The sequence below is a fragment of the Flavobacterium sp. FlaQc-47 genome (assembly GCF_044006475.1).
Classification (GTDB): Bacteria; Bacteroidota; Bacteroidia; order Flavobacteriales; family Flavobacteriaceae; genus Flavobacterium.
Genome location: NZ_JBIPCQ010000004.1, coordinates 688,470 through 704,504, shown reverse-complemented (window position 1 = coordinate 704,504; position 16,035 = coordinate 688,470). Strand labels below are relative to the sequence as shown.

Sequence of the window (16,035 nt, the reverse complement as noted above, 5' to 3'; positions counted from 1 at the left end):
ACTTTAGACTAACAACCTTAAGGTGGTTATTGCGGCGGGGCTCACCTCTTCCCATCCCGAACAGAGTAGTTAAGCCCGCCTGCGCAGATGGTACTGCAGTTATGTGGGAGAGTATGTCGTCGCCTTTCTTTTGAAACACCCTATCCAAATTGGATGGGGTGTTTTTTGTTTAAAACCAAAATTCAAGGCTTATTAAAAATTTTGAAACTTCTGGCGAACCCGAAATTGCAATATCGCATAAGATTTAGCGGAAAGGCTCACTCAAAATGAAACGCCATAACTAAATTTATTTTATGCAAGTTCTGTTAAATTACAGTCAATTTTGGGTTTTAAATTAAAGCGTGTTAGCCTATCTAAATGTGAATATGTATTTTTGTATTAAATATTATAATTTAAGTATGAAAAAAAGTATTGTATTGTTGACATTGTTTGTTATTTCAAATTTAAGTGCTCAACAACGTCCTAAGTTAGTAGTAGGTATTGTAGTAGATCAAATGAAAATGGAATATTTATATCGGTTTTCAGATGATTTTTCACCGAATGGATTTAAGAGATTGATGAATGATGGGTATACTTTTCAGAATATGCATTATAACTATATGCCGACTTATACGGCTCCCGGACATGCTTCAATTTATACTGGTACAACACCTGCAACACACGGAATTGTAGGTAATGAATGGTTCAGCAGAACTTTGGGTAAAGAAATGTATTGTACAGATGATGCTGGTGTAAAAACTATTGGTGATGGAACAACTGAAGAAGGTGCCATGTCACCAAAAAATCTACAAAGTACTACCATTACTGATGAAGTAAGAATGGCTACTAATTTTCAAGGAAAAGTTATAGGAATGAGTCTTAAAGATCGTGGAGCAATTTTGCCAGCAGGTCATTTTGCAAATTGGGCTTTTTGGTATAGCAAAACAGGTTCGTTTATCTCTAGTACTTTTTATGGTGAAAAGTTACCTGAATGGGTTTCTCAATTCAATAATGAGAAGCATTACATGTCTTATATAAATAAAGGTTGGGATTTGTTTAAGCCGGTCTCAACTTATAACGAAAGCTTACCGGATAATAATCCATACGAAGGCAAATTATACGGAAGTGCCGCACCAGTTTTTCCATATGATCTTAAAAAAATGTATGAGAAAAATGATGCAGGGATTTTAAGAGCAACTCCTTTCGGAAATGATTTACTAGCTGAATTTGCAATGAAAGCTATTGAGAAGGAAGAGTTAGGGAAAGATAATATTACAGACTTTTTAACAGTAAGTTTTTCTTCGACAGATTATGTAGGTCATTTACTTGGACCACGTTCAATGGAACTTCAGGATACTTATTTAAGATTAGATCAAACAATTGCTGATTTTTTAAATTACTTAGATAAGACAGTAGGAAAAGATAATTACCTGCTTTTCTTAACTGCCGATCATGCTGGTGCTGAAAATGTAATTTATTTAAAAGATCATAAATATAATGTAGATAATTATCCTTCAAAGGATGTTAAAAAGAGTTTGCAGGATTTCTCAACTAAAACATTTGGAGTTGATTTAATTCAAAATTATTCTAATTTCAATGTTTTTTTTAATAAACAGATTATAAAAGAGAAAACTTTGGATTTAGTAAAAGTTAAACAAGCTTTTAAAGATTTTTTAATAACTCAACCACAAGTTAAAAAAGTTTATACTGAAGAAGAAATTTTGGCTAATGCAGGAAATGATTATTACTTGAATTTTGTTGCAAAAGGTTACGATGTAACTCAAAATGGTGATTTAGTGATTATAGATAAGCCTGGTGATATCGAATACTCAACTACTGGAACTTCACACGGAACACCTTACGCCTATGATACTCATGTGCCTGCTATTTTTTACGGATGGCATATCAAAAAAGGAGAGTCTTATGATAAAAAAGCAATTACTGAGATTGCTCCAACTATAGCACAGAAAATTAAAGTTAGCTTTCCAAACGGTACTGAAGCAAAAGTATTGCAAGAAGTTTTAGAGGAGAAATAGTTCCACGTTATATATTAAATAGAAACCTGTCATAATTGTGACAGGTTTTTTTATGTCAAAAAAAAGGCTCTTCAATTAAGAAGAGCCTTTTAAATAGTGTTTTAGTAAGCACTTATTATAATGTTAGCCTATGCGTTTGCTAACACTATTTCTTCATTGAAAGGCAGATTCCAAGCTTCAGCAACTCCTTTGTAAAGAATTTTTCCGTTAGCAATGTTTAATCCTTTTTTCAATTCTTCGTTTTCGTTACATGCTTTTTCCCAACCTTTGTTGGCTAATTGTACAGCGTAAGGTAAAGTTGCATTAGTTAAAGCTAATGTAGATGTATAAGGAACAGCTCCCGGCATATTTGCTACACAGTAGTGAACGATATCATCAATAATGAAAGTTGGATTTTCGTGTGTTGTAGGAGTACAAGTCTCAATACATCCACCCTGATCTACTGCAACGTCAACTACTACTGTACCCGGGCGCATTAATTTAAGCATGTCACGAGTAATCAAGTGAGGTGCTTTTGCTCCTGGAATTAAAACTGCTCCAACAATTAAATCTGCTGTAGCGATTGCTTTAGTAATATTGTAATGATTAGACATTTCAGTATTTACGTTTGCAGGCATAATATCATCCAAATAACGTAAACGTGGTAAACTTAAATCCATGATAGTTACCTGAGCACCTAAACCAGCAGCCATTTTTGCAGCCTGAGTTCCAACAATTCCTCCACCTAAAACTAAAACTTTAGCCGGTGGTACACCTGGAACTCCACCCAAAAGAATTCCTCTTCCTTTTAATGGTTTTTCAAGGTATTTTGCTCCTTGTTGAATAGCCATACGACCAGCAACTTCAGACATTGGTACTAATAATGGTAAACTACGATCTGTTTTTTCTACAGTTTCGTACGCTAAACATACAGCACCTTTTTCAAGCATAGCGTGAGTTAATGGCTCTGATGAAGCAAAGTGAAAGTAAGTAAATAATAATTGATCTTTTTTGATTAAAGGATATTCAGAAGCTATTGGTTCTTTTACTTTAATGATCATTTCAGCAATCGCATATACTTCTTCAATAGTTGCTAGAACTACTGCACCTGCATCAGCGTATTCCTGATCGGTGAAACCACTTCCTAAACCAGCAGTTGCCTGAACATATACAACATGTCCGTGTTTTTTCATTTCAGAAACACCGGCAGGAGTTAAAGCCACACGGTTTTCGTTGTTTTTTATTTCTTTTGGAACACCTATTATCATTTTGTTATCGTTTTTTGTTTATTTGAATTCTTTTACAAAACTACAGATAGAGAATATATTATTGATTAAAGACTAATAAATAAGAAAATATTATTTTATTTGATACTTTTACAGAAAAATATTCTTTTTGAGAGCACTTCGGCTTCCTTAAAAAGAAAAAAAGACTAAATTTTATTAATCATAGAAAACGTTTTCGTTATGGCTTTAGATGAAATTGACAAAAAAATCCTACGACTTTTACAGGAAAATGCGCACTATACTTTAAAGGATATTGCAAACAAAATAAACTTGTCATTGACACCTGTTCATGATCGTGTAAAACGCCTTGAAAAAGAAGGTGTTATTGAGAAATATGTTTCGATTTTGAATAAGAAAAAATTGGGTAATAATCTCACTGTTTATTGTCAGGTGACCCTAACAAAACAAACATATGATACTTCGGAAGGATTTAATCAATCGATTTTGAATTTACCGGAAGTGGTCGAATGCAATTATGTGTCCGGTAACTTTGATTATATGCTAAAAATTATTATTCCGGATATGGAAAGTTATCATCAGTTCCATCAAAAAAAATTATCTGTTTTACCGGAAGTCTCCTTAATAAATACTGTTTTTGTTATTTCTGAAGTAAAAAGTACAACGGTCTTGCCAATATAATTTTAAACATAAAACCACCAAGTAAACTTGATGGTTTTAGAAATAGTTGGTTTTGGTTTTATATTAATAGTAAGTAAAACGTCTTACTTTGGCAATATATTTTGCTAATCTTATAACTTGGTGGCTGTAACCAAATTCGTTATCGTACCAAATATAAAGCACAATGTTTTTTCCGTCCTTTGATACAATTGTGGCATTACTGTCATAAATTGAAGGGGCAGATGTTCCAATAATATCAGATGAAACCAATTCATTGTTTAATGAATATTTTATTTGTTCTACCAATTCACCTTCAAGAGCATATTTTTTCATGATTTTATTAATAGCAGAAATGGAAGTTACTTTTTTAACTTCTAAATTCATAACAACTAAAGAGCCGTTTGGAACTGGGACACGAATAGCGTTTGAAGTTAGTTTTCCTTCTAAAGAAGGCAATGTTTTTGCAACGGCACTTCCGGCACCAGTTTCTGTAATAACCATATTGAGGGCTGCAGCTCTTCCGCGACGGTATTTTTTATGCATATTGTCTACCAGATTCTGATCATTTGTATAGGCGTGAATTGTTTCCAAATGCCCTTTTACAACTCCTAAAGTATCTTCAATAGCTTTTAAAACTGGTGTTATGGCATTTGTTGTGCAAGAAGCAGCCGAAAAAATGTTGATTTCGTCAGGATTATATTCGTTATGATTTACTCCATGAACAATATTCGGAATACCTTTTCCAGGTGCAGTCAATAAAACTTTGCTAACACCTTGAGAAGTCAAATGTCTTTTTAAAGCTTCTTCAGTTGTAAAAACTCCTGTATTGTCAATAACTAAAGCATCCTTAATTTCATATTGCGTATAATCAATTTCTTCAGGAGAATTTGCTGTAATCATATGTACAGTAGTCCCGTTTATTATTAAAGAATTGTTTTTATGATCCGCTATAACAGATCCCTGAAAATCTCCGTGAATAGAATCATAACGCAATAGAGAAGCTCGTTTCTCTAAAGTTGATGCATCATTTTTGTCGCGGGTTACAATTGCTCTCAAACGCAATTGATTTCCTTTTCCGGTTTTAGACATTAATTCTCGGGCTAATAATCTGCCAATTCTTCCAAAACCATATAAAACAACATCTTTTGGCTGAATTTCTTCAGATGATTTGGCTCTTTTCAATTTGTCCATTACAAAATATCGCGCATCCGGATATTTTTCATCTTCTAAACCATATTCATAAGTTAGTTTTCCTAGATCCAATTTTGCAGGCGGAAGATCTAATGATAAAACAACTTTTGCAATTTCAACGGAGTCAAAAATAGTAATTGGCTTACCTACAAATTCACCGGCATATTGATGCAGATTGATAATATCGCTGACATTTTTATCCAATAATTGATTTTTGAATAAAACCATTTCTATGGATTTGTCATACCATAAATCACTTATGATTTTAATTAATTCGACACCAGCTCTTCTTCGGTCGACTTGTAATGATACCTCTTTTTGGTACAAAGATTTTTTGCTCATAATGATTAAATTGAAAAAATAAATACACGAATATTTTTAAATTTTGCGCAAAAGTATCTATTTCAATCGATTTCGTAAGCTATTTTGTGATTTATTTTCGAAAAATAAAAAAGCCATCTTATTTATATAAGATGGCTTTTTTTTAGTTTTCAGTCTCGGTCTCAGTTATCAGTTTTTTGCGACTGTAAACTGTGACTGTAAACTGTAATTAAATAATAATTCTCAGGATTTCTCCATTTTTATTTATCATTTCAAGACGTACACTTTGTCCTTCATCTTTTTTATTTATGAGTTTAGAAACCGTCTCAATATTGGTTGCTTTTACATTATCAATACTTAGGATAATATTGCCTTGTAATTCATTTTGATATTGCGCCAGATTCTCATTATTAATCTTTCTGATTTTTACACCATAATCAATTCTGAATTTCTTTTTATCAGCAGCATCAATATTTTCTAATTCAATTCCTTTTAATTCGGTACTGTAAAATTCATTTTTGCTTAAAGTCACCGGAACAGTTTTAGTTTTCCCCTCTTTTACATAAGTTACTTTAACAACATCGTTTGGTCTTTTAGTATTAATATATCCTGAAAGATCAGCATAAGTCGCAATATTTTGGTCATCGAGTTTTATAATTATATCTCCTTTACCAAGTCCTGCTTTTTCAGCTCCTGAATTTTTAGAGACTTTACTAATATAAAAACCTTGCGTTTCGGTAACTCCTAATTCTTTTGAAGCAGTGCTATTTAGTTCACCACCTTCAACACCCAGAATTCCTCTTTGAACATTTCCAAATTCCATAATATCTTCAATAATTTTTCGGGCAATATTTGAAGGAACTGCAAATGAATATCCTACATAAGAGCCAGTCATTGATGAAATCATTGTATTAATACCAATTAATTCACCTCTTGTATTTACTAATGCACCACCACTATTTCCTGGATTTACAGCAGCATCTGTCTGAATAAAAGACTGGATTCCGTTTGTGTCTAAATTTCTGGCTTTCGCCGAAACAATCCCGGCTGTTACAGTAGAGGTCAAATTATATGGATTTCCAACTGCCAAAACCCATTCCCCAATTTTTACAGAATCCGAATTTGCAAAAGCAGTATAAGGTAGTTTTTCAGAAGCATCAATCTTTAGTAATGCGATATCCATTTTAGAATCGGTACCAATTAATTTCGCCTTATATGACTTTTTATTGTTTAAGGTAATTTCGATTTCCGTCGCATCTTTAATAACATGATTATTGGTTACAATATATCCATCTTCAGAAATAATAACACCAGATCCAGTTCCCACTTGTTCTTGCTGTTGCTGACCGCCGTAACCATAGAAAAATTCCATCATAGGATTGCTAACAGTTCGTCGGGATACATTTTTTACGTGAACAACAGTATGAATTGTCTTGTCTGCGGCAGCTGTAAAATCAACAGTTTCGGCTGATAAAGCTACATTTCGACCAAATGAATCGGGGGCAAGAGTAACAACAGAATTTCCTCTTCCAAAAAAAGAATTGTTGCTTTCAAATAATAACTTGTAAGCACCAAGGGTAGTAGCGCCACTAAGGAGTGAAACTAAAAATAAGGTTGAAAATCTTTTCATATTACAATTTATGTTTTAGGTTATTTTGAAGTAAAAATAATTCAAAAATTTGTCCAACAAAATGCTTTAACTCTCTTTAACATTGATTAACATTTCATTAATTATTTGTTCGTACTTTTGTAGTATTAACATGGGAAAAATGCAAATAGAATTTTATAAATATCAAGGTACCGGAAACGATTTTGTAATGATTGATAATCGTTCAGAATTCTTTCCAAAAGAAGACATTAAATTAATTGAGCGTTTATGTGACAGACGTTTCGGAATAGGGGCAGACGGGCTTATTTTACTGGAAAATGATGCGGAAACTGATTTCAGAATGGTGTATTATAATTCAGATGGAAATCAGAGTTCGATGTGCGGAAACGGCGGTCGTTGTTTAGTAGCATTTGCGAATCAATTAGGTGTTATAAACAACAAAACTACCTTTATTGCAACAGATGGTTTACATCATGCTTCTGTGGGAGACGATGCCATTATTTCATTACAGATGATTGATGTCGATGAAGTACAAAAAAAAGATTCGTACACTTTTTTAAATACAGGTTCTCCACATCATGTTCAAATTGTTGATGACTTGGAACATTATAATGTAAAAGATAACGGAGCAGCAATTCGTTATGGTGAATTATATGGCGAAAAAGGAAGTAATATCAATTTTGTAAAAAAAGTTGATGACAGTACTTTTTCACTTCGTACTTATGAAAGAGGCGTTGAAGATGAAACTCTGGCTTGTGGAACCGGAGCAACAGCAGTTGCAATTGCAATGAATGCAATTGGGCAAACAGATAAAACTTCGATTAATTTAAATGTCGAAGGCGGAAAACTAGTTGTTTCTTTTGATAAACTTGGAGATCATTTTACGAATGTTTTCCTAACCGGTCCTGCCAAATTTGTTTTTAAAGGTACGATCGAAATTTAAGCAGACTTAAATCTGAGCGAAGTCAAAGTCAAAATCACCAATCAAAAACCTAAATTCAGGAATGATAACACTCAAAGGCGAAAATATTTATTTACGTGCATTAGAACCCAATGATTTAGAGTTTGTTTATGCAATGGAAAATGATGAAAGTATTTGGGAAGTCAGTAATACACAAACACCTTATAGTCGATTTTTAGTTCGTCAGTATCTTGAAAATGCACAACAGGATATTTATGAAGCTAAACAATTGCGTTTGGCAATTTGTCAGGATCAGGATTTTCCAGCCATAGGATTGATTGATTTATTTGAGTTTGATCCTAAAAATAACAGGGCAGGTGTGGGTATTGTTATTCAAAAAGATGAGAATAAAAAGCAAAACATAGGATCTGAAGCTTTAGAACTTTTAATTAAGTATTCTTTTCATAATTTAAATTTACATCAATTATACGCAAATATTGCTGTAGGAAATGTAGCAAGTATAGCTCTTTTTACTAAATTTGGCTTTGAGAAAATAGGAATCAAAAAAGATTGGATTTTGCTGAATAACCACTATCAAGACGAAGCAATTTTTCAATTAATTAATAAACAAATTTAAATTTTATACTTTGAGCATAAAAAAAATCATCACGATAGCAGCTGTGGCCGTAATTTCAGTTTTAATGATTTATGGATTTATTTTAATTAATAAAATTTTCAGTGCTAATACTAAATTCGAAGACAAAGAACTTTATGTCCATGTTCCAACGGGAGCAAACTATGCTGATGTAAAGAAAATATTAGAACCCTATATTAAGAATTTTGACAATTTTGAAATGGTTGCCGATAAAAGAAGCTATCCTGAAAATGTAAAATCAGGTCGTTTTTTACTCAAAAAAGATATGAATAATATCGATTTGGTTCGTGCTATGCGTTCCAATGTTCCTGTAAAATTATCTTTTAATAATCAGGAACGTTTAGAGAATTTTGCCGGAAGGGTTGGTTCAGAAATCGAAGCAGATAGTTTATCTCTAATGAAAGCTATTAAAGATCCTGCTTTTTTAAAAGAAAACGGTTTCAATGAAGACAATGTTTTTGCGATGTTTATCCCGAATACTTATGAGATTTACTGGAATACTTCTGCAGAGAAATTCCGTGATAAAATGATCAAGGAATATCATAATTTTTGGACAGCTGAAAGAATCGAGAAAGCTAAAAAACAAGGTTTAACTCCAGTTCAGGCTACGATTTTAGCTTCTATAGTTCATAAAGAATCCGTTAAAAAAGATGAAAGACCTCGTATCGCGGGAGTTTATTTAAATCGCTTACGTTTAGAAATGCCTTTGCAGGCAGATCCAACGGTCATTTATGCTTTAAAATTAAGAGACAACAATTTTGATCAGGTTATTAAGAGAGTTTTTTATAATGATTTGGTTATGAAGTCACCTTACAATACTTATGTAAATATAGGACTTCCTCCGGGACCAATAGCAATGCCGGATATCACAGCCGTTGATGCAGTTCTGAATCCTGAAAAACATGACTATATTTATTTCTGTGCGAGCATAGATCGTTTTGGATATCATGAATTTGCATCAACTTATGAGCAACATCAAATAAATGCAAAAAAATATTCTGACTGGATCGCTAGTCAGGGAGTAACAAGATAATTTTTTTATTGTTAAAATATAATAGAACCGAAGTATAAATGCTTCGGTTTTTTTATTCTATTTATTATTTTAAAAAGAAATAAATTTCTACAAATTCGGAAAGATTATTTAATGGAATATTTTGCCCATTTTTCGGTCTCATTTTAAATAATAATCAAAAAAAACTTATTACAATTCTCTAGTTTTATTTCTTCCGAAAAATGAAATTCACAAAACATTATATTTTAGTTTACATAAATTTAATGATAAAAACAAATTTTTACCACATAAATATTGTTTAAAAATCTTGAACATTTGATAAGGTTAATCTTGCTATTTTAACTAAATTGCTAAAAATTTGATAAAAATCGCATTTTTTAAATTTATATTTTGGTGGTTTTAGAGGAAAATCAAAGTCTTGGTTTACCGCTCGAAAACTGCATCAATAAAGAGATTGGAGGATAAATTTACAATTCCCAAATTGCGTAAGTATTTGATTTTCAGTATTATTTTGTATTTCTTATCTTTGCACCGTAGAAATTTCAAGAGGGTGACAGCGTTTTGAAGAAAAACAATTTATGATAAAGAAATGGTATTTTTATGCGAGTTTGATCGTTATTATTACATTTTTAAGTTTGGGTTTCAAACCCTTTAATCTAGAAACCAAACCTTGGTTTTTAATAGAAAAAACAGATGGATCTGAATACATGTTTCCATCGCAGGAAGAGGATGATTATCCAATTCTAAAAAAGCTTAATGTTCCGTTTACAGGAAAGCGACTTATTGGTTTCAAAGAAGCAGTTGCTTTTAAAGAATCTCAAGGAAAATACCGCTTAGTAAATTCACTTGGTTACATGGGCAAATACCAGTTTGGTTCTAAAGCTTTAAGAGCTATTGGTGTTCGAAATGACAAAGCATTTTTAAAAGATCCTGCATTACAAGAAAAAGCATTTATTGCGCTATTGTCCAAAAACAAATGGATTTTGCGTAATGAAATCGAAAAGTATGAAGGGAAAATTATTAGTGGCGTTGAAATTACGGAATCCGGAATTTTGGCTGCCGCACACCTTGGAGGCGCTGGTTCAGTAAAAAACTTTTTTAAAAAGAGGGGAAACAGACATTTTAGAGATGCCTATGGAACTTCATTAAAAAGTTATATGAGAGCGTTTGGAGGTTATGATCTTTCTTTTATTGAAGCAGATAGCAATGCGACAATACACGATTAAAGATTTAAAATTAAATCAAAAAAATCCCGAATAATTCGGGATTTTTTTATGCCTTCTAGTCAATTAAAATTTCCAGGATTTTAATAGCCGCTTCGCTGATTTTAGTTCCAGGTCCAAAAACCGCAACTGCCCCCGCATCAAATAGAAATTGATAATCCTGCGCGGGAATTACTCCGCCAACAATTACCATAATATCCTCACGTCCGTGTTTTTTAAGTTCTTCGATAACTTGCGGTACTAATGTTTTATGTCCTGCGGCCAATGATGAAACTCCTAAAATATGAACGTCATTTTCAACCGCTTGTTTTGCTGCTTCGGCAGGAGTTTGAAAAAGTGGCCCTATGTCTACATCAAATCCAACATCTGCATAACCCGTTGCTACCACTTTTGCGCCACGATCATGTCCGTCCTGACCCATTTTAGCAATCATAATTCTGGGACGTCTTCCGTCTTGTTTTGCAAAGGCATCAGCTAACTGTTTTGCCTTTTCAAAATTATCGTCATTTTTTATTGCTGCACTATACACACCGCTAAAGGATTTAATTTGTGCTTTGTATCTGCCAAAAATACTTTCCAGAGCATCGCTTATTTCTCCTAAAGTTGCCCTGTTTCGAGCCGCTTCAATTGCAATTTCCAATAAGTTTCCTTGTCCGGTTTTTGCACAAAGTATTAATTTTTCCAGTGATTGATTTACTTTTTCAGTATCTCTATTTGCTTTTATTGTTGCAAGTTGCTCTACCTGCTGCTTACGAACCATTTGATTGTCTACATCTAAAATATGCAGCGGATCTTCTTTTTCTAATCTGTATTGATTGACGCCTACAATAATGTCCTGAGTACTATCTATCCTGGCTTGTTTTCTGGCAGCGGCTTCTTCAATTCGTAATTTTGGAATTCCGGCTTCAATCGCTTTTGTCATTCCGCCTAATTCTTCAACTTCTTCTATTAATTTCCAGGTACTTTTTAGAATCTCATTCGTCAGGTTTTCAACATAATAACTTCCTCCCCAAGGATCAACTGTTTTGGTAATTTTAGTTTCTTCCTGTAAAAAAATTTGTGTATTGCGGGCAATTCTTGCCGAGAAGTCTGTAGGTAATGCTATAGCTTCGTCCAATGCATTAGTATGTAGGGATTGAGTTCCTCCAAAAGCTGCCGCAGTTGCTTCAATACAGGTTCTTGCCACATTATTAAAAGGATCTTGTTCTGTTAAACTCCAACCGCTTGTTTGGCAATGAGTTCTTAAAGCCAGAGATTTATCATTTTTAGGATTAAATTGCTGAACTAATTTTGCCCAGATCATTCTTCCCGCACGCATTTTAGCGATTTCCATAAAATGATTCATTCCAATTGCCCAAAAGAAAGAAAGGCGAGGAGCAAACTCATCAATTGTCATTCCTGTTGATAAACCTGTTCGAATATATTCTAAACCATCGGCAAGGGTATAAGCCAATTCAATATCGGCAGTTGCGCCGGCTTCCTGCATATGATATCCTGAAATAGAAATGGAATTGAATTTTGGCATTTTCTTACTCGTAAACTCAAAGATATCGGCAATAATCTTCATAGAAGGTGTTGGCGGATAGATATACGTATTACGAACCATAAATTCTTTAAGAATATCATTCTGGATCGTTCCGGATAGTTTTTCAATTGCAACACCTTGTTCTTCGGCTGCAACAATGTAAAACGCCATAATAGGTAAAACGGCGCCGTTCATGGTCATTGAAACCGACATTTCATCAAGCGGAATCTGATCAAACAAAACTTTCATGTCTTCAACAGAATCTATAGCAACTCCTGCTTTGCCAACATCGCCCACCACTCTTTCATGATCAGAATCGTAACCGCGATGTGTTGGTAAATCAAATGCAATAGACAAACCTTTTTGTCCGGCAGCTAAATTTCTTCTATAAAAAGCATTACTTTCTTCTGCGGTAGAAAACCCGGCATATTGTCTAATTGTCCACGGTCTTCGCACATACATAGTTGCGTATGGTCCGCGCAGATTAGGCGCAAAGCCAGCTCCGAACTCAAGAAATTCTAAATCTTCAATATCTTTTTCAGAATAGTTTTTCTTTAATTCAATTCCTTCGGCTGTGTAAAAGTTTTCAGTTATAGTTTCGTGATTACCGGTCAGTTCGTCTAACTTCTTACTTTTAACATTTAACTTAATATGTTTAAGGTCTTTTCTCAATTGTAAAAAATGTTATTTAAATAGGTTTAAATCATTTTGAATTTCTTTTAAAAAATCATCAATGTTATCAGCCTTATTTGGATTTTTTAAATAGTTTGTGTTCTTTTTCTAACTTCGTCGATTTGCCATTTTGGAATTTTAGATTCGCCATTTTGAACATGTAAAATAGTTTGAGTGCTATTTTTAATTGACATTGTTTTTCTAAGTGTTTCCATAATAACTTCGGTTTAAATTCAACTCTTTGAAATGAATTTTATTCAAGCTCCAGCCTTTCTTGCTCTAGTTTCTCTGCTAGTCTTTTTTCTATAATTGGAGTAATCAGTGTTTTTCTTGGTTTTATTTTAACGAAGGGAAACAATTCTAAGTCATGTTTCATCTTGTCGTCTTTGTTTGGATATTTATTTGTTCCCAGTAAGACTTCTTTTTTAGAATCGAATAATTCCTGCTCTTTTGCAGCACTTTCCTGAATCTTTCTTTTGATAGTTCCGTCGTTTAAAAGTTTCAGAAAACCACCACTGGCTTCGATATCTTTAAATAAAGTCAAACTTTTTTCTGCTAATTGTGTGGTAAGACTTTCTATATAATAACTTCCATCAGCCGGATTATTGACTTTGTCAAAATAACTTTCGTGTTTTAAAACCAATAATTGATTTCTGGCAATTCGGTCACCAAATTCATTGTCTTTATGATATAAAGAATCGTATGGCAAATTGGCAACAGCATCGGCTCCTCCTAAAATTGCCGACATGCATTCTGTCGTTGTTCGAAGCATGTTAACATTATAATCGTAAATAGTTTTATTTCTCTTGGTTGGTGTTACCAAAAAATGACAGTTTAAATCAGGATTATATTCATCAGCAATTAATTTGAAGAGTACTCGTAACGCACGAAGTTTTGCAATTTCAAAAAAATAATTTGTTCCTACTGATATTTGAAAAACAATTGGTTTTGTAATAGTTTGTAAACGATTCAAATATTCGTTTGCATGCGCAAGACTATACGCGATTTGTTGGGTAATATTGGCTCCGGCATTTTGATATAAACCTAAATCAATACTTATTAAGGAAAGATTTGTTGTGGCTTTTGCAATTTTTTCAATCGTTTCAAAGTTGTTTTTGTCAGATGTTGTAAACCAGTTACCTTCTTTCGCAAAATGACCAATTGGGTCGATATTACAATAAAACAAAGCTTTTTTCTGAATCGAAATAGTATCTAATAATTTTACGAAATCGATTGAAATAAACGACAAATTAAAGTAAACGATTCTGTTTTCTAACGGAAGGGGTTCTAATAATTTCTGAATATCAATTTTTTCGTTTTCGATAGTAAAACGTAAACTTTCCGCACCTCTTTCGATAGTGTTTATCGCTCTTTGAATCGATTTTTCGATATCATATACAAAGATATTTTGACAAATTTTAAAATTTGATGCTTCAGTTTTTACTGGAAGTACTTTAGAGAATTCATCGATATGATAAAAAGGTTTTACCTGAATATCTTCAGGAGAATTCCAGATTACGGTTTCATTATATTCAGCTCCGTCTAATTCAAACTGAATTTTTTGTTTCCATTGTTTGGATGAAATAGGATTAAAATCGTCGAATAGGGTAGTTGCCATTGAATGTTTTTCTGATTATTCTTTAGTATCCTGAATAGTGTCTCCTTCAAATTGAATGATGTAAATATCTTCGCTGTCTTTTTTCATAAAGTACTTTTCACGAGCATATTTTTCTATTTGTTCAGGATTTTTAAGCTGTTTGATTTGTTCCTGATCTTTTTTTATTTCAACCTGATAATATTTTTTATTGTCTTGTAATTCATTTATCTGGTTGTCTAAAAATCGATGATCAAAATAAGAGTAATTATCTAAAAAGAACATCCAGACTACAAAAAAGAGCAAAACCCAAACATATTTATTGCTCATTAATTTGAACCAGCGTTTGTCTTTATATGGGTTTTTCATTTTCATTTTTATTTAAACGATTACGTCTTCTAATTTCATTAGTTCAGGCTCCAATACAATCGAAATCCTTTTGTGCCACGCACAACGAACATAAAAAGATAAAGCAGGGAGCTGGTCCCGATAGCTATCGGGATAGCTCCTAATTTCTATGGAATAAATTTACGATAAAAATTATGAAATTCGTTGATTAATTACAGCCCGCACTACATCAATTGCAACAGTATTGTATTTATCATTAGGAATAATAATGTCTGCAAAAGCTTTTGATGGTTCTATAAATTGTTCGTGCATAGGCTTTAACGTGTTTTGGTAACGTGTTAAAACCTCGTCGATATCACGCCCGCGTTCTGAAATATCTCTTTTTAAACGACGAATTAATCTTTCATCAGAATCTGCGTGGACATAAACTTTAACATCAAAAAGATCACGTAATTCCGGATTTGTCAGAATTAGGATGCCTTCAACAATCATAACTTTTCTGGGATGCGTTGACACGGTATCGTCAGTTCTGTTATGTTGTATGAAAGAATATACAGGCTGATCGATTGTTTTGCCTTCTTTTAAAGCTTTTAAATGTTTTACCAACAACTCAAAATCTATCGCGCGTGGATGATCAAAATTGATTAATGCTCTTTCGTCAAATGACAAATTATGGGTTTCTTTATAGTAGGAATCCTGTGAGATTACACCAACTTCAGTGTCTGGTAACTCGTTCATGATTTGATGTACTACTGTTGTTTTTCCGCTTCCAGTTCCTCCTGCAATTCCAATAATGAGCATATTTTTTTTGTTTGATATTTGTTTGGCAAAAATAATAATTTAAGTGAATTGTCCGGACTTATTATTTATTTAAACCATATAAGTGATATAAGTAAATTTAAGTAAACAGATATTTAAATAATTTATTACTTCATTGAACTTATATTGCTTAAATGTTAAAAAGATTATGATTTATATTATCCAAACATTGATTATTTAACTAAAGCATATAAGTAAATTTAAGCGGCAAAATATTTAAGTAAAACAGTACTTAACTGAAGTTATATTGCTTATATGGTTAAAAGA

14 protein-coding genes and 1 rRNA gene are annotated in these 16,035 nt (G+C 32.8%); 7 read left to right on the top strand and 8 right to left on the bottom strand.

Annotated elements, in window-relative coordinates:
- Nucleotides 1-18: 18 nt before the first annotated feature.
- A 5S ribosomal RNA gene (rrf, locus tag ACHRVX_RS16360) occupies nucleotides 19-128 on the top strand.
- A 270-nt stretch (nucleotides 129-398) separates the two neighbouring features.
- Entirely contained in the window at nucleotides 399-2,015 is a 1,617-nt protein-coding gene (gene pafA / locus ACHRVX_RS16355) for an alkaline phosphatase PafA (RefSeq protein WP_395334081.1), read from the top strand.
- 128 nt (nucleotides 2,016-2,143) lie between these two features.
- Here pafA and ald read toward each other — a convergent pair whose 3' ends face one another.
- Nucleotides 2,144-3,262 (bottom strand): alanine dehydrogenase, encoded by a 1,119-nt coding sequence (gene ald, locus ACHRVX_RS16350; RefSeq protein WP_395334079.1) that lies wholly within the window; start codon nucleotides 3,260-3,262, stop codon nucleotides 2,144-2,146.
- 198 nt (nucleotides 3,263-3,460) lie between these two features.
- On the opposite strand from ald, the gene ACHRVX_RS16345 reads away from it, so the two are divergent.
- Nucleotides 3,461-3,919 carry an Lrp/AsnC family transcriptional regulator gene (locus ACHRVX_RS16345; RefSeq protein ID WP_055095431.1) on the top strand — a complete coding sequence of 153 codons (459 nt, stop codon included), beginning with the start codon at nucleotides 3,461-3,463 and terminating at the stop codon, nucleotides 3,917-3,919.
- A 63-nt stretch (nucleotides 3,920-3,982) separates the two neighbouring features.
- Here ACHRVX_RS16345 and ACHRVX_RS16340 read toward each other — a convergent pair whose 3' ends face one another.
- Both ACHRVX_RS16340 and ACHRVX_RS16335 read right to left on the bottom strand, forming a co-directional pair.
- Entirely contained in the window at nucleotides 3,983-5,431 is a 1,449-nt protein-coding gene (locus tag ACHRVX_RS16340) for a glyceraldehyde-3-phosphate dehydrogenase (protein WP_395334076.1), read from the bottom strand.
- Nucleotides 5,432-5,639: 208 nt separating this feature from the next.
- Nucleotides 5,640-7,040, bottom strand: coding sequence for a trypsin-like peptidase domain-containing protein (locus tag ACHRVX_RS16335; protein ID WP_395334074.1), 1,401 nt, complete (start codon nucleotides 7,038-7,040; stop codon nucleotides 5,640-5,642).
- Nucleotides 7,041-7,179: 139 nt separating this feature from the next.
- Between ACHRVX_RS16335 and dapF the strand changes: the two genes are divergently transcribed.
- The 4 genes from dapF to ACHRVX_RS16315 all read left to right on the top strand — a co-directional run bounded on the left by dapF (nucleotide 7,180) and on the right by ACHRVX_RS16315 (nucleotide 10,813).
- Nucleotides 7,180-7,962 (top strand): diaminopimelate epimerase, encoded by a 783-nt coding sequence (gene dapF / locus ACHRVX_RS16330; RefSeq protein ID WP_395334072.1) that lies wholly within the window; start codon nucleotides 7,180-7,182, stop codon nucleotides 7,960-7,962.
- A 61-nt stretch (nucleotides 7,963-8,023) separates the two neighbouring features.
- A complete protein-coding gene (locus tag ACHRVX_RS16325) occupies nucleotides 8,024-8,557 on the top strand; it encodes a GNAT family N-acetyltransferase (RefSeq protein ID WP_395334070.1) in 534 nt (177 codons plus the stop codon).
- A 10-nt stretch (nucleotides 8,558-8,567) separates the two neighbouring features.
- A complete protein-coding gene (mltG, locus tag ACHRVX_RS16320; RefSeq protein WP_395334068.1) occupies nucleotides 8,568-9,608 on the top strand; it encodes an endolytic transglycosylase MltG in 1,041 nt (346 codons plus the stop codon).
- Nucleotides 9,609-10,165: 557 nt separating this feature from the next.
- The gene (locus ACHRVX_RS16315) at nucleotides 10,166-10,813 is read left to right on the top strand and encodes a peptidoglycan-binding protein LysM (RefSeq protein WP_395334066.1); all 648 of its coding nucleotides are present in this window, start codon (nucleotides 10,166-10,168) and stop codon (nucleotides 10,811-10,813) included.
- A 55-nt stretch (nucleotides 10,814-10,868) separates the two neighbouring features.
- Here ACHRVX_RS16315 and scpA read toward each other — a convergent pair whose 3' ends face one another.
- From scpA to udk, 5 genes are all read right to left on the bottom strand, one after another.
- Nucleotides 10,869-13,007 (bottom strand): methylmalonyl-CoA mutase, encoded by a 2,139-nt coding sequence (gene scpA, locus ACHRVX_RS16310; protein WP_395334064.1) that lies wholly within the window; start codon nucleotides 13,005-13,007, stop codon nucleotides 10,869-10,871.
- An 86-nt stretch (nucleotides 13,008-13,093) separates the two neighbouring features.
- Nucleotides 13,094-13,222 (bottom strand): hypothetical protein, encoded by a 129-nt coding sequence (locus tag ACHRVX_RS16305; RefSeq protein WP_395334062.1) that lies wholly within the window; start codon nucleotides 13,220-13,222, stop codon nucleotides 13,094-13,096.
- A gap of 38 nt (nucleotides 13,223-13,260) precedes the next feature.
- Entirely contained in the window at nucleotides 13,261-14,625 is a 1,365-nt protein-coding gene (locus tag ACHRVX_RS16300) for a methylmalonyl-CoA mutase subunit beta (RefSeq protein ID WP_395334060.1), read from the bottom strand.
- A gap of 15 nt (nucleotides 14,626-14,640) precedes the next feature.
- The gene (locus tag ACHRVX_RS16295; protein ID WP_395334058.1) at nucleotides 14,641-14,976 is read right to left on the bottom strand and encodes a septum formation initiator family protein; all 336 of its coding nucleotides are present in this window, start codon (nucleotides 14,974-14,976) and stop codon (nucleotides 14,641-14,643) included.
- Between the two features lie 165 nt (nucleotides 14,977-15,141).
- Complete coding sequence (gene udk, locus ACHRVX_RS16290) at nucleotides 15,142-15,750, bottom strand: uridine kinase (protein WP_395334056.1); 609 nt, start codon at nucleotides 15,748-15,750, stop codon at nucleotides 15,142-15,144.
- Nucleotides 15,751-16,035: the final 285 nt, after the last annotated feature.